This window comes from Salipaludibacillus agaradhaerens, assembly GCF_002019735.1.
In the GTDB taxonomy this organism is placed as follows: domain Bacteria; phylum Bacillota; class Bacilli; order Bacillales; family Salisediminibacteriaceae; genus Salipaludibacillus; species Salipaludibacillus agaradhaerens.
Window position 1 is genome coordinate 1,624,378 of record NZ_KV917378.1, and the last position, 23,744, is coordinate 1,648,121.

Below are 23,744 nucleotides of genomic sequence, written 5' to 3' on the forward strand. Positions count from 1 at the left end.
TTAGCTCGCTAATTTACCACAGATAACAACCGTCCGTAAAGCTCCCGGCTCATAATAGAGTGGAGAGCTAACTCTATTTAGCCGGGAGAGAAAGGTGCTAATGACCTGATTAACTCGGGCCAACAGGATGTTGGTCACACAAGCGTTTTCGCAGGACGCGAAGACGTTAGCTTGTGTTCCTTATCAGTGGAAGAAGAACGAAAATTCCCACTGATTGAAGGTTCGTATTATTTGAAAAAACGGCCTTTTCTTATACTCATCATCACTTTTCGACTGCAATGTTTAAGTGGGTACCTAATGTGCAATCAAAGTAGCCCATGTCTGTCAATTTCAATTGAGGAATAACAGGTAGACACATGAATGATAAGGCAGAGAACGGATTAAAATTCCCTATAAAGCCTAGCTCTACTAAAGCTTCATCTACGCCTTTCATTTTGGCTAATGTCTCTTCTATCGCACTTGCCGACATAAGACCTGCAATTGTTAATGGTAATGAAGCAATCGGTTCCCCGTGCTTGACAATGACCATACCGCCCTTCATTTTTTCAACTTCGTTAATCGCTTTTAACATATCTTTGTCATCGGCTCCCGCTACGACAAGGTTATGTGAATCGTGAGCAACTGTTAAGGCTATGGCACCTTCTTTAAGCCCTAACCCCTGAATAAAGCCCAACCCAATATTCCCTGTTTGATGATGGCGTTCAATAACTGCCAATTTTAGCAGACCATCCGCAGGCGAGCTAATAAAGCTCCCATTATACTGAGGCGGCTCCACAATTATTTTTTCCGTTACGAGGCTGTTTGGCTGTAGTTTAATGGCATATGCCTGACCTAAACTGGATGCAGGAATCGCTAGTTTTTCTAAGGTAACCTCGGGCGTGTTAACAGTATGAGTTAAATTTTCTGGCAGATGACGTTCCTCCACATCCTCCGGTAATGTCTTACCATCTTCAGCTACCAATTCTCCATTTTTGAAGACATGTGAAATTGTGAATGAGTCTAGATCATTAACTAATAAGAGATCAGCTAAATAACCTGGTGCTACTGCCCCCTTCGTTTTTAAACCGTAACATTCTGCAGCGTTTAACGTAGCAAGCTGGATAGCGAGAAGTGGATCGAGACCATGTTTTACTGCTAAACGGATATTCGCATCAATGCTCCCTTCTGCCATCAACTCATCAAGGTGCTTGTCATCGGTGCAAAATAAGAAACGGCGAGCGTTAGTAACGTTCACTTGCGGTATAAGCGCTTGTAAATCCTTTGCAGCAGATCCTTCTCTTATAAGGACATAAAGGCCTTTTTTTATCCGCTCAGCTGCTTCCTCAGCTGTCGTACATTCATGATCCGTTGTAATTCTAGCTGTCCCATATACATTCATAGCTTCAGCATCGAGTCCTGCTCCATGTCCATCAATAAGCTTTTCCTTACTTAGGGCGTCATGAAGCTTTGCCATCATGTCTGGGACTCCAGCGGCTGTCGAGGGATAATCCATGACTTCCGCTAATCCTAACACACGCTCATGATCATAAAATGGGGCTAAATCTTCTGCTGTAAGTGTGGCTCCTGAATGTTCAAACGGTGTTGCTGGCACACATGAAGGTAACATAAACAAAACGTCTAAAGGCACCCCTTCTGAGTCTTCAAGCATAAATTGTATACCATCAGTTCCTGTAACATTTGCAATCTCATGGGGATCAGTAATGACCGTTGTCACACCATGTGGGATCACAATATCGGAAAATTTATGGGGAGGAACCATAGAAGATTCAATGTGGACATGCCCATCTATTAATCCAGGTACAACATACTTTCCTTTTGCATCAATTTCTTTTTTTCCTTCATAGTTCCCTATTCCGACAATCATCCCGTTGTATATGGCTACGTCGCCTTCTTCAATTTCCAATGTGAAAACATTAACGATTTTACCATTTTTTATAACTAAGTCTGCTGGTGCTACTTTATTTGCTACGTGTATGCGATTAATTAAGTCTTTTTTTTCTGCCATTTCTAACGCCCCTTTTTAATGAAACGTCTCTGGCCTGTTGCCAAAGACGTTCGTCATCATCAATCTTCAACGTATATTCATGCCTTCACCGGAGATGACTCTCTTGAATGACATATTTTCTGAGTATCATGTCGCAAGCTTTGTAAGTAAAGCTATGGTTGTATAAATTGATTAGTACTATTATAACGAAATAGTCGTCAGACATCTACGTCCACTGTTAAAATTGTCAAGTTATTTCACAGTGATCATTACCCCACTCTTTTCAGCCCATTTATGTGAAGATCGGCATTACATTTTAAGCTAAACATGTCCCGTGGTCTTCTTATTCAATAAATGTTCCTTGTTTCAGTCTCCTTCACAAATGCAGCGTTTCTACGAGCCTTTAATTAATAACAGAAGGAAACACTATACGCTCAAGATATGATCACTTGCAGCTGATCATCAACAAAAACAGCGTGTGAAGAAGGAATCTACCATATTCAACACGTTAACAACTTCCATAGTCGCTTATAAACTTGGATGGCGCATTTTCAAGGAGTAGCAACTAATAAATACTTGGATAACTACCTAAATTGAGTTCGTTGACTTGAATTGAGCAAACAAATAGCATTTGAGGAACGAATCAAACAAATGCTTGTCTCTGCTTGCCGAAAATCAAATCACTTACAATAGACATGTTAAGGCGTTCTAAAAGGTTAATTATTGGATTCATATTTGTTACTTCCAGGGAGTTTCTTGATTTTATTCCATGCTTCTATCGCTTCTTCACGACTTTTCCCTTGATTTTTAGGGTCTGCAAAAAAATCACGAATGAATTGGTTATATTCGAATTGAGGTGCAATTTTTTTCTTGTAAGAAGGGGCTTTTTTGCGTTCTTCTTCCTCATACCAAGCGTCTACAACGTCACGATAAGTCCGTCCAATGTTGTTTTTAAAATAGTTTTGAATATAGGTCGAAAAGTGAAATTTCGGGATTACTGTCTTAAAAAACGCCCTTACATCTTGACTACAACGATGATTTTCTGTAATGACTGTATCCAGACTTAAATCTGTTTGTGGCTCTATTTTTTTATTTACTCTTGAATTTCTGATAGGCTTCTTTATCTCTCCCGTCAGAAGAAATGTTTCTATTTCTATCGGAAATATCTATTTTAGAACCAGAAGCACTTATTTCATTTTCCCTACAAAATGATTGTAATTCTTCTTTTAACCAATAGTAATCTCTAAAACTATCTATACTAATATCTTTTGTTAGATTAGGTCTCATAAAACACACCTCCATTACAACTCAACCATTATAGAACAACCGTTCCTATTAATCAAATTTAATTTAATTAAAACAATAAGTTTACGAAAAGAAAAGAACGCTAGTTAAAAGCGGCATGATGCATTTTTTCAATGGTAATGTATGCAAAAACTGATGAGATCGTATTCTCATCAGTTTAAAAGCATCACTTATTATTTTCTCCAAGCTTCCATAATCGGGCGATGTTTTCTGCTGTTTGTTCAAGATATTCATGTGATACGCCCTTTAAATCGTCAAAAGTGACGATATTGGATAGTGAGCTGAAAACAGCGTCAATGCCTTCATGATAGACAGATTCATAACCTTCACCAATGCTTCCACATATGGCGATAACAGGAAGATGATATTTTTTGGCAATACGTGCCACGTGAACAGGGGTTTTCCCATGTTGGGTCTGGTGATTAATACCGCCTTCTCCCGTTATGACGAGGTCAGCGTGTTCAATATAGGCTTCAAGACCTGTCACATCAGACACAATTTCTCCCCCTTTTTCTAAGGATGCTGGAAAGAAGGCAAGGAAGGCTGCCCCGAGACCGCCAGCGGCTCCAGCACCTTGGACCTCATCCACGTGATGACCGAGGTCTCTTTCAATCACTTGCGCATAATGGTGAAGCGCTGCATCAAGCTTCTTTATGTCATCAGCTGTTGCTCCCTTTTGTGGACCATAAATTGCTGAGGCGCCATTTGGTCCTGTTAGTGGGTTATCCACATCGCAGGCTACGCGTATTGTTACATCGTTAAGCCGCGGATCTAAGCCACTCATATTAATTGCCGCTAATTGTTGCAAGTTGATTCCGCCTTGCTTCAACTCGTTTCCATCAATATCCATTAAAGAGCCACCAAGAGCTTGAAACATACCTGCTCCACCATCATTTGTTGCACTGCCACCGATACCGATAATAAGCTTTTTGATGCCAAGGTCAAGGGCTCCTTGAATGAGCTGACCAGTCCCATAAGAGCTCGTTATTTTTGGGTCCTTTAATGCATTTGGCACGTGATGAATGCCAGATGCTGATGCCATTTCGATGACGGCTGTTTGATGATCACCGAGAATACCGAAACTAGCTTCGACCTTCCGTCCTAATGGATCCTCAACTATTTTCGTCACTAATCGTCCACCTGTAGCATCTATTAAGGATTGGACAGTTCCTTCTCCACCGTCTGCCATCGGACACGTCACGATATTCGCATCATGCCAAATTTTTTGCAGTCCAGTCTTTATCGCATTGGCCACTTGCTGGGCTGTTAGCGTTTCTTTAAATGAATCGGGCGCCACGATAATTTTCATTTTAAATTCCTCCCTCTTTAAAATAGTTGGAATACGCCGAAAAGTAATGTCGATATAAGGGCAAGCGTCAAACCAACGAGTGACTCGTAAGGAATAAGCTTTAGGCGTTCTTGAATGCCCATGAGGACACTGCCTGCTGTAGCGTGGAAGAAGCTGCCGTGCGGCATATGGTCAAGCACTGTTGCTCCCGCATGTATCATTGCAGCACCAGCGAGTCCGGCTACACCCAATTCTAATAACGTGCCACTAAATACTTCACTTGCTACAACTGCTCCAGCTGTAGTCGAAGCTGTGGCACCCGACATGAAAATACCTGAAGCAGGTGCCAGTGCATAGCTTGGCAAACCTACAAATTCAATAGCATCGATTAAGACATATTGTAATCCTGAGTTAGAAATAATTCCGGCTAACGTTCCAGTCCCTAGCAATAAAACAGCTACCGCTGACATTTTTCCTAAACCTGTAATGACGAATGCATTTAATTGCTTTATTTTCCCCATTGCGAGAGCGCCTGCAATTCCGCCTACAGGCAAGGCTATCATCGGATCGACTTCGATGCCAGCTGTTGGTCTAAGTACGAGTAAGAGAATAGCTGTAAGCGGTGCCACAATAGCTGCTAATAATGGTGGATGATCCTTTTCTGAAGATTGTTCAATGTCTTCTGCTTTGATCATTGTCCCTTTAGCAACTAATCGTTTCGCTAAAATATAAGTAACAGCCACTCCGAAAATAGCTGGAATGATTCCCGCCGCCATAACAGAGGTCAACGGTACATTAAAGGATTCTGAAATAGCGATTGTATTAGGGTTAGGAGACATAATATTACCTGCTTTCCCCCCACCAACCATAGCTAATAAAATGGCAGTTCGAGATAATCCTGCCGTATAAGCAATCGCTAAGGCAATCGGCGCCACGGTAATGACGGCTACATCCACAAATACACCTACAGCAGTTAGCAACATCGTCGCCAATACTAAGGCGAGTAACGCTTTCTTTTCACCGAGTTTTGTAACGACTCCCTTGGCGATGGATGCCGCTGCCCCAGATTCAATGAGTACACCGGCTAATATTCCGGCAGCCAAAATTCTAAGGACTGCTGGAATAATTCCTTGCGCCCCTCCCATCATAAGATCAACCGTTTCTGTTAAACCCGCTCCACCTGCGAGCCCACCAATTAAGGCTCCTGCAACGAGTGCATAAACAGGGGGGACTTTTCGTAAAATAAGAATAATAGATATGACTAACGCAATAATAGCTCCTAATGCACTGACTGGCATGATCTCACTCCTCCGTTTAGTATTAATGTCATTGTAAGCGTTTTAATCGACAGTTTCATTGTGCATATGCTCAAATGTAAACGGATTCTCTTCATTTTTTTTGTGCATTAACGTCTATGAAAAGGTGTTTTTTAACACACAGCTCACATAAAGATAGAAGAGATCTACGAGTCGCTGCGGATGCTTTCCTGTCAGTTCATATATTTTATCTAAGCGATAATGGAGCGTGTTTCGATGAATAAACAATGCTTTTGCAGTGTGGGTAATGGATCCGTCATGCTTAATAAACGTTTCCAAAGTTACTAATAGATCCGCATGCTGATCTTGTGTCAATAGTGGTTTATCTACAGGCAAACGTTTAATAGATTCATGGGTTAAAAGGTGATAGAACAAGACATCCACTGTCTTCGTTTTGTAAGCGATAACGTTCTCATCACTTCTCATGAGTAAGCTCATTTCCATTGTTTTTACTGCTTGTTCATAAGAGTAAGCGATGTGCGAATAGCTGTCATAAATAAGCCCTGTTGTAAGCCTAAGCGGCTGGCCACTAAAATAGTCAGCCCACCCTTTAGCTGTATTTAACAGATCACGATCTGTTTTCGCCGTTTTAACGACTACAATCGTATCCTTTATGAGACTGAGCAAATCTTGTTTGTGCAGTAATGGCTTTAGCGCTTTTTCGAGCTTGTCTAGTTCATGCCGTTTGTTTTCATATGTCCCCCCATTGTGCGAGATTAAAATGATGCCACGGGTTTTGACTAAATCAATTGAAAGCATATCCGCTTTTTCTATGAAATTGTTATCTAAAATACCTTCTCCTGACACCCACTGATTAACAAACTCTCGCGTCAATCGCTCATCATATTGCATCTGTTTTAGTAAAAATGCCTGTTCAATAATCATTTCAGCTGTCATTTTCACAAGCTCTCCATAACCTTTTACCTCATTTGGCGGACCAGTAATCCCCACGGTCCCGACAATATCTCCCCGAAAATAAACAGGCAAATTAATCCCTTGTTTTACTCCGTGCCACTTTTGTTCATCAGTCACTGTAATTTCAATGCTTTCTTTTTTAAATTGAATATGCTTCGCCACCTCATGAACCGTACCAATCCGCTCTGTTTCTCCTGAACCGATGATAACACCATGCTCGTCCATCACGTTAATGTTGTAATCTAAAATGTCCATCGTGCGCCTGACAATATTTTGAGCTACTTCAGCTGATAACATAGATGCCTCCAATTAAGCAAATCTGTAATAAATTAAAAGAATCGTCGCCAGAACAAATAAGAAGTTTAGAAAGACAAAAATAATTTTTTCGAGTGAAGTATTGTGCATATCCACCGGCGGCCGATAAAAGGATACCCCTTCAATTATAAAGGTAACTAAAATAATATGTATCATAAAGTGCCCAATAATTTCTGTCAGGCCGAACAGGAAGGTCGTACTAATGAAAATGAGGGTGAGCACGAGAGCAAGAAGTCGGTTAAGTAAACCGACCACAAGCAAGTACCCGACCACAAACTCAATAAAAGCTGTGAGGACGACGAATGTTACTGGTGAAAAACCGAATGTAGGGACCCCATGATTGAGGATGACATCCGTTGCCATCGCAGGATACACCCATTTTTCAGCCGCTACCCAGCATAAAGATAACCCTGTGGCAAGATAAAGGAGGGGAAATCCCCATTTTTGCCATGCTGTTTTGTGAAAAAATAAGATGAAGATGACAGCTAAGTAAAAGGCATAGTCAAGCATATGAAACAGGCCATACTCCCAAGCAGTCAAGCTAAATAAAACTAACAATATGCCCGCAGCTACTCGTGTTGTCCAAAGACTTGGAATGACTAGTAGGACAACCGCTGCCCATGGTAACACGGCCCACACATCGCTTGGAGCCAATAACTCGGGAGCAAATAATCCCCCAGTTATCACTTGAATAAAGACGGCTAAAGCTGCCCCGTATTTAATAAGATAGTAGGTATAAGAGCGGAAATTCCCCAAAAAGTCTTCAGTATGCTTAAATAAAGGGACTGTCAACATAACTGGGACGATTCGCGGCAAAACCGCCACAATGATGGCGGTGAGAAAGGCCAATGTGATAAAATGTGGTGTGATGATCGTTTCGATTGCAGCCCGTTTTGGCTCAGCTTCTGTAAACCATTTCACATGAGCAAACACCTCTGATACAGGTAGTAAACATAAACTTATTAATAAGATCGTCAATCGCTTCGTCACTGATGACACTCCTCTAAATCATTAGTTGCCACCTCTGGCCTTTCTCATTTAGACAGTTATAACCTTATTTTTGAAAAGGGGAAATAATGGGTGGCCTATTTATCTTTTAACCTTTCCAATTTTAAGATAAATAACTCTTAAAGGGCAGATGGGAAAATTAATCAGCAACACATACGGAGGAGAGAGCGATAGATGAAGGTTGATATTTTCCTTTTATGAATTCCAACTATTTTACTATGATGAGGGCTTAACTGAGGGGGAAAAGATGGTATTACATTATAAAGAATATGGACAGCAGCAATCACCATTAATAGTATTTCTTCACGGAGGTGGGCTGAGCGGGTGGATGTGGGACGAGCAAGTCACTTATTTTTCTCCAAACTTTCACTGTTTAGTTCCAGATATACCGGGGCAAGGCCGTAGCATTAATGAATCACCGTTTACGATAGCAGGCGCTGCGGAACAAATCAATGACTTAATTGAACAGAAGCGGCAACACGATACAGTCGCCGTCGTAGGTTTTTCATTAGGTGCACAAGTATTAGTGGCCATGCTCGGTCAACGTCCCCATTCCATCGACTTCGCCATGATTAACAGTGCCCTCGTAAAATCGATTCCATTCGCTAAAACATTAACTAAAACAATGGGTTTAGCTTATCCGCTTATGAAAAGTAGATCATTTTCTAAGATACAGGCAAAATCGATGTACATAAAAGAAGACTATTGGAACACGTATTATGATGAGAGCTGTCGTATTAAAAAGGAGACGTTCACTCAACTAATGAACGAAAATATGTCATTCTCTCTGCCCTCTAATTTTGATAAAGTCAGCAGTAACTTATTAGTTACTGTTGGGGCGAAGGAGAAGCGGATCATGAGAGATTCAATGAAAAACATCGTTAACAGCAATGCCAATTGCCGAGGTGTAATTATCCCTAAAATTGGCCATGGATGTTCGTTAGCCAACCCGCTTTTATTTAATCAAATGCTGGAACAATGGATTGAGCACGATAGAGTGATTAGCGGGATGATTGAATATAGATAAAGGGCTTTGAAACATAATGGAGAAATCGTTGTAAAGGGGAAAAAAAGAGATTTATAATGTAAGCTTGTTTTATTATTAAAATACGATTATTATCTTAATTAATGAAAGAGATGATGTGTTTGATTGTTAAAGAACGGAAAAAATCTTTGGAACTTGAGTATTATCAGTTGTTAAAACCTCGACTCCCAAGTAAGAAAGTAGATGAAAATCAGCTTAACTATTTATCGAAAGGTTTTGAAGGAGAAAGATTGTTCGACAAGCAACTAGCCAAATTAACGGCTGAGTCACTTACGATTGCTGATTTACAGTTAACTGCGGGACAATCATTCATCCAACTGGACACAGTCTTGATCATCAATGAAACCATCTATCTATTCGAAGTTAAGAATTATTCAGGTGAATATGTGATAGAAGCTGAAGGCACCTGGCTCCACGCTAACGGCCGAGAAATAAAATCCCCAATTGTGCAATTGCAGCGCACAGAAGGCATTTTCCGCCAATTACTCCAATCGTTACATCTGCCCAGATATATTGTGAAATCCTTTGTAGTTTTCCCTAATAAGGAATTCACACTCTTTAATCTCCCTCCAGACCTTCCAATTTTACTCTCTAGTCAAATCCCAGCATTTTTGCGAAAGATTAATTCAAACTCTGGTCCCTTAACCACATTTTCTCGCACGTTAGCTGACAAACTGCTGGAACAACACCAAGCGCTCCCTCTACGCTTTTTGCGCGTACCAGATTACACTTTTGACGAATTAATGAAAGGAATTTTTTGTCCTGATTGCCTCCACTTAATGCATAAAATATCGCAACGAATGATAAAATGCCATGGATGTGGACAAGTTGAGAAAAACAGTAGCGCATTAGTAAGGGAAATAAGGAACTTTCAAATGTTATTTCCCAACAGAAAATTACAGGCTAATGATGTCTATGAATGGTGTGGCAGAACATTTGCAACACGTACAATCAATAGAATCTTAAAAAAATTGACTGATTAGGGAGGCAAATGTTCAGATACCCTATTATATGGGCTAGCTGATTATTAAAAAGACAAGTGACTTGGTAAAACTTTTTCCTCTCTGAGTGGCGGCGGTTTACTCCGGTTGCGTCACTCAGCTCGATTTTCCTCTCTGAGTTGCCTCAGTTTGCTCGGATTGCGTCTCTCAGCTCGACTTTCTTCTCTGAGTGGCGTGGGTTTACTCGGATTGCGTCTCTCAGCTCGACTTTCTTCTCTGAGTGACGTCGGTTTACTCCGGTTGCGTCACTCAGCTCAACTTTCCTCTCTGAGTGGCGGCAATTTACTCGGATTGCGTCACTCAGCTCGACTTTTCTTTCTGAGTGGCCTCAGTTTGCTCCAGTTACGCCACTCAGCTCGACTTTCCTCTCTGAGTGGCGGCAGTTTACTCCAGTTACGCCACTCAGCTCGACTTTCCTCTCTGAGTGGCGGCGGTTTACTCCAGTTACGCCACTCAGCTCAACTTTCCTCTCTAAGTGGCGTGAGTTTACTCAAGTTACGCCACTCAGCTCAACTTTCCTCTCTGAGTGGCGGCGGTTTCTCCAGTTGCGTCACTCAGCTCAACTTTCCTCTCTGAGTGGCCTCAGTTTACTCGGATTGCGTCACTTAGCTCAACTTTCCTCTCTGAGTGGCCTCAGTTTACTCCGGTTGCGTCACTCAGCCCGACTTTCCTCTCTGAGTGGCGGCGGTTTACTCAAGTTACGCCACTCAGCCCGACTTTCCTCTCTGAGTGGCCTCAGTTTACTCCGGTTGCGTCACTCAGCCCGACTTTCCTCTCTGAGTGGCCTCAGTTTACTCCGGTTGCGTCACTCAGCCCGACTTTCCTCTCTGAGTTGCCTGCTCTATGTATATGCTTGTCTATTCTTATTTTATCTTTTTCTCAAGCCCGTGCCACACGTACGTGACGTCGGCGGCTAGTGTTGCCGCGTCCTGCTGCAGCCAACCGCATACATCACGTAAAGATCGATCAGCTTCCGCAATAGGAACAATCCCCCGTCCCATTTCAAGCATGATCACAACCGCGTGTTCATTTCGGCGGTTTTCCTCTGAACACACAGCTTCAAGCGTATGACGATAGCCCTCTCGAATGACGTCTAATTGACACCTTCCACCCTCTATTTCATCCCTTAACCACACTTCCCACCCTTCAAGGACGAGAAGCGTCTTTTCTTCCCACATGTTTTGCCAATGACCTAACTGTATCCCTTCATATGCCGACACCCAACTTATTTTTTTCGAAGGATATAGTTTTCTCACTGCTTGTCGTTTTCCTGAGTAGGCACCACCGATAATGAGTTGCATTGCCATTCCCCCCTGTCATAAATGCAAGATAATTTAACTGCTTCACCATGAGAGATACGCCATCGCCAAAAGGCGTCTTTATCCTTTGTTAAAACTTGAATTAAATATCGAATCACACCGCCATGCGTGACGATCACACACGATTTCGTACCAGTCCTCCAGTTCTCGTCAACAACTAACTTGGGTAGGTCTTCCATTAACCATTCACTCACTCGGCGGGAGAATGCTTGACCAGATTCCCCTCCTGGGACACTTTCTTTTTCCCAGTTATCAATCCACTGTCTATAAGCAGTGACATCCTTCAAATCGTTATACGTTTTTCCTTCCCAGTCACCGAAATTAAATTCTCTTAGCCGTGGCTCCACGATATAGTGATGATGAGGCAACAGATAAGCCACCGTCTCCTGACACCGCCTCAAATCACTTGATATTAGTAACGGTGCTTCTAACCTCGCAACAAACGCTCTCAATTTCTGAAGGTTTTCAAGCGAGTCATGGAGAAGCGGTTCATCACTGTGTCCTAAATAACGCTTTTCCACATTCCACTGCGTCACCCCATGACGAATGAGGTAAAGATCCAGATTAACAGTAGTCCCCATAATTCGCTCCCTTCAATGGCTGCACCTGTTAGATCGCCATTAACACCTTTAAAGGTACGCATGAGCCAGAAACCGTACAGCCCTGTCATGAGTAAAAATAAGATGACAAACCAAATAAGATGAGGAAAAAAGCCGATCACTAACACGATAGGTATCCCCGCCCAAACACTATCGAGCCAGTTTAAATTCTTTTTCCAATGCCAAGCAAGACCTTCTTTTTTTGCTGCGGGTAAAAAAATGAGCAAGCCTACTGCACTTAAACGGGCTGAAGCAACGCTTAACATAAATGGAATAATGACGTGCCAATCTGCTTGAGTAAGAAGTAAATAAATGAGCATCGTTTTCCATCCAAGTAAGAAAACCAATGTCATGATACCGAAGCTTCCCACATGGGGGTCTTTCATAATCGTCCATTTTTTCTCTAATGGGGCATTTGAACCGACAGCATCTGCCACATCCATTACCCCGTCAAGGTGCAAGCCGCCTGTCAACCACACCCAAAGTGACACAAGGACAAGCGCCAGCAGGCCAGCAGGTAGGATTGGCGCAAGAATCGAGCCAACCGCCACTAACACCGCTCCCATTACGAGGCCTACGATTGGATAAAATCGAATCGCCCACCGGCTCGTCTTAATTGTCCACGGACATTCAATCGGCACTGGAATACGGGTTAAAAATTGCATCGCCAGCAAAAAACCATATAGCACATTTTTCATGTACCTTCCCCCTTCCACTGAATAGGAATGCCTGCTACCACTTGATAAACGTGATCTGCTTGGCTCACAACAAAGCGATGAACACGTTCTAATGTTGCTATGTAAGATGTGACAAGCTCATTATCAACAGGAATACCTTCATTCACATCATTTGACACGAAGATGAGCTGCAATTTTTTCATATCTGCTTGTGACATGATCTCACTTAATTCATGCAACAGGGCATTCTCACCGTTCCAATTGCTATCAAATAAGCGGTTATTTAGCCACACGGTCAAGCAATCCATAAGTATCACATCCCCGTCCCCCGCCGTCATCACAGTAGCTAATAAATCTAGCGGCTCCTCTACTGTCTGCCATGCCTCTTCTCGTTCATGCCTGTGACGGTTGATTCGTTCAGTCATTTCAAGATCTGTATGACGAGCTGTGGCCACATAAATTAATTTCCCACCGCTTCCCTGCCGCCGGCTTTCGTCATAACAGTCACACGTCATCGCTTCAGCAAACCGACTTTTTCCTGATCGAGCGCCACCGGAAATAAAGACGATCATACGTGATGCCTCCAAGCTGCCAAGCACGCCAACAGCTTGTCATTATCCTCTGCTGACTTGACGGCAAAGCGCAAATATTGGCCGTTAAGCCCTTTAAAATTGTGGGTATGACGGGCAATGATACTATTTTTTGCTAAAAATGCGAATAACTCTTCCGTCTTATCTGGCGCCTCCAAATCATATAAAAGAAAGAAATTCACTTGTGACGGCGATACATAAAAACGTAGCTCCGTTAGCCTCTCTCTCACTCTCACTAACTCTTCCTTAACGAATGTCCGTGCCTCCCTGACAAATGGGTCATCTGTAGGAAGAGCTTTCACCACTTCTCCAGCAATCCCGTTCACACTCCACGGCACCTGCCAACATCTTAATTTTGCTGTTATGGTCGATGAAGCTAACAGATAGCCAATACGAAGTCCAGGAATACTATACATTTTCGTCAGCGATCGTAATAAAATGAGCGAATTAAACTGTGAAAGCATCCGAGTTAAAGTGGCGTCTGTTCCTGGCACAAAGTCAGCGAACGCCTCATCCACTACTAGGAATGTCTTTGTCTCTTCACAACGTGCCAATAAAACGCGGATGTCTCGCTCTAAAATGACTGTCCCAGAAGGATTATTTGGCCGACATATATATACCACATCAGCCCATGCCATCTGACTCTCTAGTTCCTTCAATGGAACACGAAAGCCATTGTCATAAAACACATCCCTCGTCTCCACTCGATAATGAAGACATGCCTGCTCATACTCCCCAAACGTCGGCTGAACGATGAGCGCTCGCTTCCCCTCAAACAACTTGGCTGTCATAAAAATCGCTTCTGCCCCGCCATTTGTCACGAGTACTTGTTCGGGTGACACGTCATTTAATTCTGCTAATCGTCTACTTGCTTCTTCATACTCTGGATCTGGATAAACTGAAATAGCGGCCATACTATCGGCCACTATCGCTTTAATCCAATTCGGCGGCCCGAACGGGTGAATATTCGCACTGAAATCAATCCAATCGCTCCTATTCGTTTCTTTACTGTTAAACTGACGCCCAACCTTTGCCGGCTGTCCACCATGCTTTGGCCAATTCATATTGTTTCGTCCTTTCGTTTAAAAATGAAGGAGTAGCCATATCCCTGACATTAACAGCGTAAAAATAACCCAACCACCACGCATGCAACGTAAAGCTAATAAGATGTGGTGACAATGAAGTTGTTCAAAAGGTACACCCATCCTTGCCCTGTCCGATACTTGTCCGCTGTAAGTATTCCGTCCACCTAACTGAACACCTAGTAATGCAGCCATCATCGCTTCTGTCCAGCCGCTATTTGGACTTGGATGTTTAGGGGCATCCCGACGTGTCAGCTGCCATGCATGACGCAGGCGTATACCTTTTACAAAAAAACCACCAAGCCATAACGTGAGAGCTGTTATTCGGGCAGGCAACCAATTAACCACATCATCAAGTCTAGCAGAAGACCTGCCAAAATCTTTGTATGTATTATTTTTGTAGCCAACCATTGAGTCTAATGTATTTATCGCCCGATAAGTCATAGCGAGCGGTGCACCGCCAATAAATGCCCAAAAAATTGGAGCTGTAATCGCATCAGTCGTGTTTTCCGCAACTGTTTCCACCGTCCCCCTGACGATCTCTTCCTCATTAAGGTCGGCTGTATCTCTCCCTACGATCGTACTTAACTTTAGACGCGCCTCACTTAAGTCACCTGTGGTCAATGGTTTCACAATATCGCGCGCCGCTTGTCTCAGCCCTTTAATGGCGATTGTCGTAGAGATCATGTATAGTTGCCCGAGTGTACCTGCTACAGGATGAAGTTTATAAAGACTAACTGTAACAGCTGATGTTATTAAAAATACGATTAAAACGATGACTAATGTCAAGAAAACGCCGTTTCGCTTTTTTATGTGTACTGGGCCTCGATTCCACCGTTTATCGAAAAAACGAATAAGACGCCCGATACCTATGACTGGATGGGGGAGCCACCTAGGATCGCCCAGCATGAGGTCGAGCACGATAGCCCCTATCACTATAAGGATGATAAGAGGAACAACCATATCCATTATACGTGTTCACCTTTGTCTAAATAATAAGCTAACGCTTTTGTCGTCGCCTCATATACAACGGAACCGATCGCTTTTCCTTCTGGTGTCCCAGAACCAGCATATGGTGTTTGCTCACCCCGTTGTGTCGTAGCAATGAGTAAACTGTCCGTTGACGTTCCTGTGGCAATTGTACCTGTATAAGCATCCTTCACATTGGCATCATAAAGGGCTTTTGTTTTAGCTTCTGTAGCTGATAAACATGCATTAACAAGTGCGCCATCAGTAAAATGTCGATTTAGAAAAACCATCGTATTAATCGTGCCAATTTGACTGATTTTATCATCACGTTCGTGGGAAACAATATCCACAGCATTACTCACACCTGCTGTGACCATCACGCGAATAGCGATACCTTCATAAACTTTATTTATCCAAACAGCGTCTTTCAAGCGAACAGCTGTCATCATTCCGACAGCATTTTCATAAGAGATGTGTCGTTCAGTCATCCAGCGCTTAACATCGTCCGCTGGCGTACTGCAATGATAATTTTTTTCCACATGAAAATTACAAAAGTCCGTTGCCCAGCGAATTCCTTCACCGACTACGCCATTAGAAATGGTTCGTAGCGGCTGCTCAACCTGAATATGAATCGCTTTGTCGTCTTTTGCTACCTTCATCATCGTTTCAAGAGGATTTACGTCATGTCCTTCTTTTTTGCTGGCTGGTGTCATTAATAATTGTGGTTTCGCTAGTGTGGGATGGGCTTGTGCCTTTACCTCCACGTTATAAACTGCTCGCAACTCGTCTTCTTGCTTTAAAATATCAACACTTCCTACTTTACGTAGACGTCCTTCATGAAGAAGACCCACTCTATCTGCATAGAGGGCCGCCACATTTAAATCGTGAAGAATAGCAAAGACAGTTAAACCATGGGTGAGCTGCCGCTCTTTTAATAAATTAAGCATATGAAAAGAGTGTTTAACATCAAGATGGTTCGTTGGCTCGTCCAGAAGGAGAATATCTGGCTGTTGCGCTAACGCTTTTGCTAGTAAAACCCGCTGCTTCTCTCCTCCACTAATGGTTCTGAATTGTTTATGACGATAACGCGCCACATCAGTGAGCATCATGACGTCATCAATTACGGCCTGATCTTTCTTAGATAAATTTTTAAACAATCCTTGTTGGAACGCATAACGGCCAAGACTGACAATTTCCTCGACAGTAAAGTCAAATGAGATATGGGCTTCTTGTGTTAAAACCGCCACATGACGAGCCTTTTCAAGCTTAGACAAAGAGGTCAATGGTTGCCCTTTAAGACAAATATTTCCTTGCTTAGTCGGAAGTGTACCGGTTACCAGTTTAAATAACGTCGTTTTTCCACTGCCATTTGGCCCCAGGAGGGTAAAAAATTCACCTTTTTCAATCGTTAAACTAACATCTTTAATGATAGGTTCGTTGTCATACCCTCCTGACACCTTTGTAAGCTCTATCATGCCGTCTTCCTCCTTCCTAAACGATTTCTAATAAGCAGCAACGAAAATACGGGGGCACCTACTAACGCCGTTATGACCCCGATTGGCATTTCCTTTGGTGCAATAATCGTTCGAGATACGAGATCAGTTAAAATAAGAAAGCCTCCACCTGTCAATAACGAAAGTGGCAAAACATGTCGATGGTTTGGGCCTGTCACAAGCCTGACGAGATGAGGAATAACAAGCCCGACAAAACCAATCGTCCCTGAGACAGCCACAGCTGATCCTGTCAGCAACGATGCTCCAATTAAGAGAAAAATCTTCCCTCTCCTCACATCGACGCCGATATGTTCTGCCGCTTCTTCACCAAGAGCGAGAGCATTCAGTTCACGATAATGATACAGTAAAATTAATGAACCAACGATCATAAACGGCAAAATAAGCTGGACATGGCTCCAACCTCGCAAACTGACACTTCCATAAAGCCAGTAAATAATTTGCGTCATTTCGTTTTGGTCGCCGAGTGCAATGATTAAGGACACGATAGCCCCCATAAAAGAACTTATAATAATACCGGCTAAAATAATCGTCTCGATGGCCATGCTTCTGCTTGTCATTTTCACAAGACCGAACACGAGCATTAATGTTAGAAAACCAAAAATAATCGCGATAATAGGTTGGGTAAAAACGCCTAAGATAGGAAGTGAGATTTGAAAAAAAATCACGATTACCGCGCCCAATGCAGCCCCTGAGGAGACACCGATCGTATAAGGATCTGCTAACGGATTTCGCAGCAGTCCTTGGAAAGCTGCCCCAGCTAACGCCAGTGATGCCCCTACACAAAATGCTAAAATGACTCTAGGTAAACGAATGTTCCAAATGATTGGCACTTCATTTGCCGGTACATCTGTCAGCCAAACATGCCCTGTGGTCCGTTCAATAATAATATGAATAATATGAGGAATAGGGACTGTGACACTGCTCCAAAAGAGAGCAAGGAGGATTGTACCGAGTACAAATCCTCCTGCCAGTATATATATCCACGCAACACGATTATTCAAAAACATCCGGATAAACGAGTTTTGCAAGAGTTTCCACTCCTTCGATTAGACGAGGACCAGGACGGGTAACTGTGTCATTATCCACATCATACACTCTTTCGTTCTGAACCGCCGGCACTTCTGACCAACCGTCACGAGCTAACACGTCAGCTTCAGGATTGTCGATATAATAGCCATACGTCGTAACAATCACGTCTGGCTCTAGTGTGACAATCTCTTCTTCAGTGAATTGAACCCAACCGGACTCTTCTTCAGCAGCGTTTGTAGCATTAATAGCTTCAAGCATTTCGTGCATGAACGTGCCTTGTCCAGTTGTGAAAATATCAGGTGATGGGCCAACTTCTACCCATACCGTTTGGCGATCTTCTTCTGGAATCGTTTCTGCCTGCTCACGGATTTCTTCTAATCGCTCTTCCATACTTGTAACAATCTGATTTGCTTCGTCACTCGTCCCTGTCGCTTCACCAATCATATGAATGGTGTCATACGTTTCTTCAAAAGATTCAGCACTACCCATAACGAGGACATCAATGCCTGCTTCTTCATATTCGTTTAAAACATCCTCATGATTTTGATAATGATACTCTTGCACTAATAGCAGATCAGGACTCAAAGAAAGGATTAATTCTGCATCCATATCCTGTGCGCCAATGATTTGAATATCAGCCGTTTCTTCTGGGAAATTACAATATTCTGATACACCGATCATGCGGTCCCCAGCACCTAGTTCAAACACGATCTCCGTGCTGCTCGGAAGTAATGATGCAATCGTTTCAGGTGTTTCTTCAATCGTCACTTCTTGTCCAACACCATCAGTCACTGTAACAGGGAAGTCCCCTTCCACAGTTTCATTGGCATTATTATCGTTATTAACGTTTACAGTATTATCATTATTTTCTTCCGCTGCACCACAAGCAGTCAGAATCAGTGCTAACACTGTGATCGTACTCATTTGTTTCCATTTACTTAATAATTGTTTCATCAATCTTATCCCCCTCTATTTTGTGCCGCTTCATGTCTTAACGTCTGCTATTCAACGATATAGGTTTAACCTCGATAAATCTTAAGTCATGTTAGACTGACAGTTATCATGTCTAGCCTATCAGTCAATTATGATTTTTTCGCTACGAAAAAAAACGCAGCCCGTAGAGGACTAGCGTAAGATGATTAAGCCGTATCAAGCATGCCTGTCCAATTCGACCAGTATGCATGGACCTGTTCATAGCAGGGAACAGGCTACAGACACTAAACATCCTTTTCCTCGAAGGAGCTTAACTAACACGGGTAGGCAGGTCTCCTGACTTACAGAGTAACGGTATACCGCTCCTTCCCATGCAGGTGACTCTACACAGTGGTAATACGCGGTTACCTTTCTGTTTACAGTGGCGGGACCGCGCTGGATTCACACCAGCTTCCCTATTATCCTAATATTAGGACCTATCCGCAATGTCATTCATTACATGTCATAATTGGGTAACGAAGCAGAAAAAAATATTTTTTCTGCTGCATACCTTACCTAACTCAGTATAAATGAGTTCGTGCTCGTTGTAAATTTGAATTTAGCTTTCCTTTTTTTCTTTAGACACATTTGCTTCCTCAAAGCTTGCCATCTCAGTTAAAATGGCGACTGACGCTTCTACCAGTGAAAAAGCAAGTGCTGCACCTGTTCCTTCTCCGAGCCGCAAATTCAAATCTAGTAATGGGCTTTCTGCCAATCTCTCTAATGCTACACGATGGCCCTGTTCCTGTGATAAGTGGCCAAAAATAAGGTAATCCTTCACGTTTGGCGCGAGCATAACGGCCACATTTGCAGCGACAGTGGAAATAAATCCGTCTACGAGGATAGGTACGCGATGAGCAGCCCCACCGAGCATCGCACCAGCCATGCCAGCAATTTCTAATCCACCTACTTTCGCCAACATATCAATGGCATCATACTGATTAGGATTATGGAATAGAAGTGCTTGTTTAATAACTGCCTCTTTATGACGCAATATGTCATCACTAACCCCTGTCCCTCTGCCAACAATCTCACTCACTTCTTTATCCGTGATGCAAGCTAACAGGGCACTGCTTGCAGTTGTATTACCGATCCCCATCTCTCCTAATATAAGAGAACGGGCCCCTTTTTCTATCATCTGTTCAGCAACATTAATCCCTACTTTAATAGCAGCTTCCGCTTCCTCTCGTGACATGGCTTTTTCCTTCAAAAAATTCCCTGTTCCGTAACGTATTTTTTGATTAATAAAGCCTGTCCCTTCAAGATCAGCATTCACGCCTATATCCACAAGGGTAAAACTAGCACCGCTCTTTTTCGCTAACACATTAATGGCGGCTCCCCCATTAAGAAAGTTATAGACCATTTGAGCTGTTACTTCTGAAGGATAAGCCGAGACGCCTTCAGCTGCTATACCGTGATCTGCCGCAAATACGAGTGCTGCCGGCGGTGATACAACAGGATATGTGGCCCCCGTGATTTCACCTAATTGAACAGCTAGTTGTTCAAGTTTCCCTAAGCTGCCAATTGGTTTTGTTAAGTTGTCTAAACGGTGCTGGACGTCCTTACCGACTTTTTTATCTACTGTTGTTATTCGACTTATTGTCTCTTTCATGCCATCACCTTGCTCTCCTGTAAGATATGTTTTACCCGTTTAACCAATTTTTATGAGTCACACTCGAACTCTCGGAAAGCACCCATTTGTAACGAAAGGGGCTAAATCTATTTAGGCAGAAGATAACGGATGCTAATGCCCTGACTTACTCAACTAACAATCAGTGAGAGAAGAACGAAATCCCCTTGATTGTTTTATCATCCACCTATTAAGTACAATTTATTGCATATTAGTTGTGTTATTGCTTTAAAAACACCATTATGAAATCGATTTAGAAGTTAAATGTTAAATTCATCATTGCTTTGAAAATGCGTCCATCTTCTGCTCAATTAACGCCATATTAAGATGGCTCTCCACCACATCCGCTAATGTGCTCAAAGACTTTTCTCTCACAGATTGATATAAACAGCGGTCGTATGTAACAGGCACTCCCTTCTTTTCACATAATTTGTTTAATAAAGTATGTCTAAATTCGTCATTTGCAAAAATCCCGTGTAAATATGTGCCAATAATCCTTTCATCTTCACTAATAAAGCCGTCTTTCTCGCCGTCAGATAAATGGATAAAATGACTCCCATAACTGTTACTATCTCTATTCGTTCGTCCCATATGAATTTCATAACCGTCTACCGGCAAGATGTGACCACTAAGTTGAACCTGCCCAGATACTAACACCGTCCGTTTATGAGCTGTTAACGTTGTGGTCATATGTTTTATAAGGTTAAATCCCTCCATGCGCCGATGTGCCGATTCTATATGTGATGGATCCATAACAGATGTCCCTAGCATTTGGTAGCCACCGCATATTCCAACTATTCGTGTCCCCTCTTTTTCCACTAGCTCAATAACCGCTTCGGTTATGCCGTTATCCCGTAAATACTGAAGGTCTTCTAACGTATTTTTGCTGCCTGGCAATACAATCATATCCGGTGTCCCTAGCTCGCTTCTTTTTTTGACGAAACGAACGTGGCAATCGTGTTCTAGAACGAGTGGATCAATATCAGTGAAATTAGCGATCCGTGGGTAATGAAGAACAGCAATATCTAACGCTTTCGCTAAGTTAGGTCCAGACTCATAATTGGCTAATGCAAGTGAATCTTCTGCATCAATCGTTAGATCCTCAATAAACGGTATCACACCGAGTACAGGAAGTGACGTATAATCTTCGAACCAGTCAAGCCCAGGCTGAAGAAGTGCTAGGTCACCACGAAATTTATTAATTACAACACCGATAATCCGTTGTCTATCATCGGGGTCTAACAATTGCAGAGTTCCTACTAAACTGGCAAACACACCGCCTTTGTCTATATCCCCTACAAGAATAACTGGAGCTTTTGCCATAGCAGCTACACTCATATTAACCAGTTCTCGCTCATTTAAGTTAATTTCAGCTGGACTTCCTGCCCCTTCAATCACAATCCGTTCATAGTCTGTGGCCAGCTTAGAAAAGCTTTCTTGTATAAGTTGCTTTCCATATTCATAAAAGTCTTCTCTATACTCTCCGGCTTGCATCGTCCGTAGTGGCTTGCCGTGAACGACGATTTGTGAGCGATTCTCCCCTTCTGGTTTTATTAAGATCGGGTTCATATACGTTGTAGCCTGGATTCGAGCCGCCTCCGCCTGAACACCTTGGGCCCTGCCAATCTCTTTACCATCTATCGTTATGTAAGAGTTCAACGCCATGTTTTGTGATTTAAAAGGGGCGGTTCGTAGCCCTTTATTAGCAAAAATTCGGCATAAAGCTGTTACTAATAAACTTTTTCCTGCATCAGAATGTGTCCCTTGCACCATAATTGGTAAACAGTTAGTCATGCACTTTCCACTCCTCGCATTGCTTCACAAAATGTTCCGCTGCTTTAGGGCATGAACCAAAATGCAAATGTGTATATCCAGCGATAAGATTTTTCCTAACAATACCTTCATCAGCTCCCCCATATGAGCTTTTCACTGAAAAAGCAGGTGACTGTTCTCTCTCGCTTTTAAAAGAGGAATAATGAAATTCATGCCCTCTCAATGTCTCACCTTTAGTTAATAAAAAGTTTCCTGGCTGTGCTGTGACTTGCCGATAGCCGATCGCTTGAAGCGTGTGTGACATGGTCACTTTCCCTTTAATTATACCCACCATGGGATAGTGCTGTCCGTCTGTCGTCTCAAGAGCTTCACATAAATACATAAAACCGCCGCACTCTGCAAGTGTCGGCATACCACTCTCTATCGCTTCGTTAATTGACCGTTTCACATCGGTTAATGCCGCCAACTCCGCCGCAAATTCTTCCGGAAAGCCGCCGCCAAGATAAAGACCGTCTACATCAGTTGGTAAAGCCTCACCTGCTAAAGGGGAAAAGAAAACCAGCTCCGCTCCCGCCCTTTCTAATAGCTCAAAGTTTTCAATATAATAAAAGTTAAAGGCTTTATCTTTAGCTATCGCCAATTTCACTTTAGGTACAGGTGACCTCTGTAACGAGGAGTAGACCGCTGTTTCTATTAAAGAGGGGGCTTTTGCAAGGTCATAGAGCTGAGTTAAATCCACTGTTTCACTTGTGAACTGAGCTAATTCAGTTATAAACTCGTTTAAATGGCCTTTTTCTAACGCCGGAAGCAGGCCAAGGTGACGCTCAGGCAGATTGAGCGTTTTTTCCTGTGGCAAATAACCGACCACAGGGATCTCACACATCTGCTCAACAGCTGCCTCAACAAGCTCGTAGTGGCCTTGACTAGCAACACGATTAGCAATAACCCCAACGAGGTTAACCGACCGATTAAAATTCTGGAAACCTTTGACGATAGCAGCAGCACTTCTTGCTAACGCTGAACAATCGACCACTAATATAACAGGTGCTCGTGTTATAAGACTTATATGAGCAGTACTCCCTTTATCTGATAAGGGATCTTTGCCGTCATAAAGACCCATCACTCCTTCAATGAGAGATATATCTGCCCCATCCGCCCCAGACTGCAAAACGTGATTGAGCATAGATTCATCGAGCATCCAACTATCAAGGTTACGAGACGTTCTCCCAGTTACCGCTGTATGGTACGCTGGATCTATATAATCTGGCCCACACTTAAAACCTTGAACGTTAAGCCCTTTAGCCTTTAACGCGGCCATAAGCCCGATTGTCACCGTTGTCTTTCCAACGCCACTAGATGCTCCTGCAATAACAAGCCGTCTGTCACTCATAAAGGTCCTCCCTTCCTTTCTAT

19 protein-coding genes, 2 pseudogenes and 1 riboswitch are annotated in these 23,744 nt (G+C 42.8%); of the genes and pseudogenes, 3 read left to right on the top strand and 18 right to left on the bottom strand.

Annotation, left to right across the window (positions count from 1 at the left end; all coding sequences use genetic code 11):
• Positions 1-262: 262 nt before the first annotated feature.
• Positions 263-2,005 (bottom strand): adenine deaminase, encoded by a 1,743-nt coding sequence (gene ade / locus BK581_RS07810; protein ID WP_078577642.1) that lies wholly within the window; start codon positions 2,003-2,005, stop codon positions 263-265.
• Between the two features lie 436 nt (positions 2,006-2,441).
• Between ade and BK581_RS19905 the strand changes: the two are divergent.
• Positions 2,442-2,668, top strand: a pseudogene (locus BK581_RS19905) (IS1595 family transposase); the annotation flags it as partial.
• 32 nt (positions 2,669-2,700) lie between these two features.
• On the opposite strand, the pseudogene BK581_RS07815 reads toward BK581_RS19905, so the two are convergent.
• From BK581_RS07815 to BK581_RS07835, 5 genes and pseudogenes are all read right to left on the bottom strand, one after another.
• A pseudogene (locus tag BK581_RS07815) lies at positions 2,701-3,271 on the bottom strand (DUF6434 domain-containing protein).
• Positions 3,272-3,455: 184 nt separating this feature from the next.
• Positions 3,456-4,598, bottom strand: a complete 1,143-nt coding sequence (locus BK581_RS07820; protein WP_078577643.1) for a glycerate kinase — start codon at positions 4,596-4,598, stop codon at positions 3,456-3,458.
• A 17-nt stretch (positions 4,599-4,615) separates the two neighbouring features.
• Entirely contained in the window at positions 4,616-5,875 is a 1,260-nt protein-coding gene (locus BK581_RS07825; protein ID WP_078577644.1) for a GntP family permease, read from the bottom strand.
• Positions 5,876-5,989: 114 nt separating this feature from the next.
• Positions 5,990-7,105, bottom strand: coding sequence for a CdaR family transcriptional regulator (locus tag BK581_RS07830; protein WP_078577645.1), 1,116 nt, complete (start codon positions 7,103-7,105; stop codon positions 5,990-5,992).
• Positions 7,106-7,117: 12 nt separating this feature from the next.
• Positions 7,118-8,113, bottom strand: a complete 996-nt coding sequence (locus tag BK581_RS07835) for a DoxX family membrane protein (RefSeq protein WP_245828940.1) — start codon at positions 8,111-8,113, stop codon at positions 7,118-7,120.
• A 265-nt stretch (positions 8,114-8,378) separates the two neighbouring features.
• Here BK581_RS07835 and BK581_RS07840 point away from each other — a divergent pair, with 265 nt between their 5' ends.
• Together BK581_RS07840 and BK581_RS07845 are read left to right on the top strand one after the other, a co-directional pair.
• Positions 8,379-9,158: an alpha/beta fold hydrolase gene (locus tag BK581_RS07840; protein WP_078577647.1), complete on the top strand. Its 780-nt coding sequence runs from the start codon at positions 8,379-8,381 to the stop codon at positions 9,156-9,158.
• Positions 9,159-9,277: 119 nt separating this feature from the next.
• Positions 9,278-10,159 (top strand): nuclease-related domain-containing protein, encoded by an 882-nt coding sequence (locus tag BK581_RS07845; RefSeq protein WP_169837609.1) that lies wholly within the window; start codon positions 9,278-9,280, stop codon positions 10,157-10,159.
• Positions 10,160-11,040: 881 nt separating this feature from the next.
• Here the strand turns inward: BK581_RS07845 and BK581_RS07850 are convergent.
• The 12 genes from BK581_RS07850 to BK581_RS07905 all read right to left on the bottom strand — a co-directional run bounded on the left by BK581_RS07850 (position 11,041) and on the right by BK581_RS07905 (position 23,721).
• Positions 11,041-11,478 carry a bifunctional adenosylcobinamide kinase/adenosylcobinamide-phosphate guanylyltransferase gene (locus tag BK581_RS07850; RefSeq protein ID WP_078577649.1) on the bottom strand — a complete coding sequence of 146 codons (438 nt, stop codon included), beginning with the start codon at positions 11,476-11,478 and terminating at the stop codon, positions 11,041-11,043.
• The gene (locus BK581_RS07855) at positions 11,430-12,077 is read right to left on the bottom strand and encodes a histidine phosphatase family protein (protein ID WP_078577650.1); all 648 of its coding nucleotides are present in this window, start codon (positions 12,075-12,077) and stop codon (positions 11,430-11,432) included. Before BK581_RS07855 ends, BK581_RS07850 begins: the two co-directional genes overlap by 49 nt.
• On the bottom strand, positions 12,029-12,793 hold the full coding sequence (cobS, locus tag BK581_RS07860; RefSeq protein ID WP_078577651.1) for an adenosylcobinamide-GDP ribazoletransferase: 765 nt from the start codon (positions 12,791-12,793) through the stop codon (positions 12,029-12,031). The genes BK581_RS07855 and cobS overlap by 49 nt, the downstream gene beginning before the upstream one ends.
• Positions 12,790-13,344: a bifunctional adenosylcobinamide kinase/adenosylcobinamide-phosphate guanylyltransferase gene (locus BK581_RS07865; RefSeq protein ID WP_078577652.1), complete on the bottom strand. Its 555-nt coding sequence runs from the start codon at positions 13,342-13,344 to the stop codon at positions 12,790-12,792. The genes cobS and BK581_RS07865 overlap by 4 nt, the downstream gene beginning before the upstream one ends.
• Entirely contained in the window at positions 13,341-14,426 is a 1,086-nt protein-coding gene (gene cobD / locus BK581_RS07870) for a threonine-phosphate decarboxylase CobD (RefSeq protein ID WP_078577653.1), read from the bottom strand. Before cobD ends, BK581_RS07865 begins: the two co-directional genes overlap by 4 nt.
• 18 nt (positions 14,427-14,444) lie before the next feature.
• Complete coding sequence (gene cbiB, locus BK581_RS07875; RefSeq protein WP_095995539.1) at positions 14,445-15,413, bottom strand: adenosylcobinamide-phosphate synthase CbiB; 969 nt, start codon at positions 15,411-15,413, stop codon at positions 14,445-14,447.
• Positions 15,413-16,888, bottom strand: a complete 1,476-nt coding sequence (locus BK581_RS07880) for an adenosylcobinamide amidohydrolase (RefSeq protein WP_078577654.1) — start codon at positions 16,886-16,888, stop codon at positions 15,413-15,415. The genes cbiB and BK581_RS07880 overlap by 1 nt, the downstream gene beginning before the upstream one ends.
• A complete protein-coding gene (locus BK581_RS07885; protein ID WP_245828943.1) occupies positions 16,885-17,955 on the bottom strand; it encodes a FecCD family ABC transporter permease in 1,071 nt (356 codons plus the stop codon). Before BK581_RS07885 ends, BK581_RS07880 begins: the two co-directional genes overlap by 4 nt.
• The gene (locus BK581_RS07890) at positions 17,921-18,910 is read right to left on the bottom strand and encodes an ABC transporter substrate-binding protein (RefSeq protein WP_078577656.1); all 990 of its coding nucleotides are present in this window, start codon (positions 18,908-18,910) and stop codon (positions 17,921-17,923) included. Before BK581_RS07890 ends, BK581_RS07885 begins: the two co-directional genes overlap by 35 nt.
• A 288-nt stretch (positions 18,911-19,198) precedes the next feature.
• A riboswitch (cobalamin riboswitch) is annotated at positions 19,199-19,384 on the bottom strand.
• Positions 19,385-19,487: 103 nt separating this feature from the next.
• Positions 19,488-20,540 (bottom strand): nicotinate-nucleotide--dimethylbenzimidazole phosphoribosyltransferase, encoded by a 1,053-nt coding sequence (cobT, locus tag BK581_RS07895; protein WP_078577657.1) that lies wholly within the window; start codon positions 20,538-20,540, stop codon positions 19,488-19,490.
• A 294-nt stretch (positions 20,541-20,834) separates the two neighbouring features.
• A complete protein-coding gene (locus BK581_RS07900) occupies positions 20,835-22,352 on the bottom strand; it encodes a cobyric acid synthase (RefSeq protein ID WP_078577658.1) in 1,518 nt (505 codons plus the stop codon).
• Positions 22,345-23,721 carry a cobyrinate a,c-diamide synthase gene (locus BK581_RS07905; protein WP_078577659.1) on the bottom strand — a complete coding sequence of 459 codons (1,377 nt, stop codon included), beginning with the start codon at positions 23,719-23,721 and terminating at the stop codon, positions 22,345-22,347. Before BK581_RS07905 ends, BK581_RS07900 begins: the two co-directional genes overlap by 8 nt.
• Between the last annotated feature and the right edge of the window lie 23 nt (positions 23,722-23,744).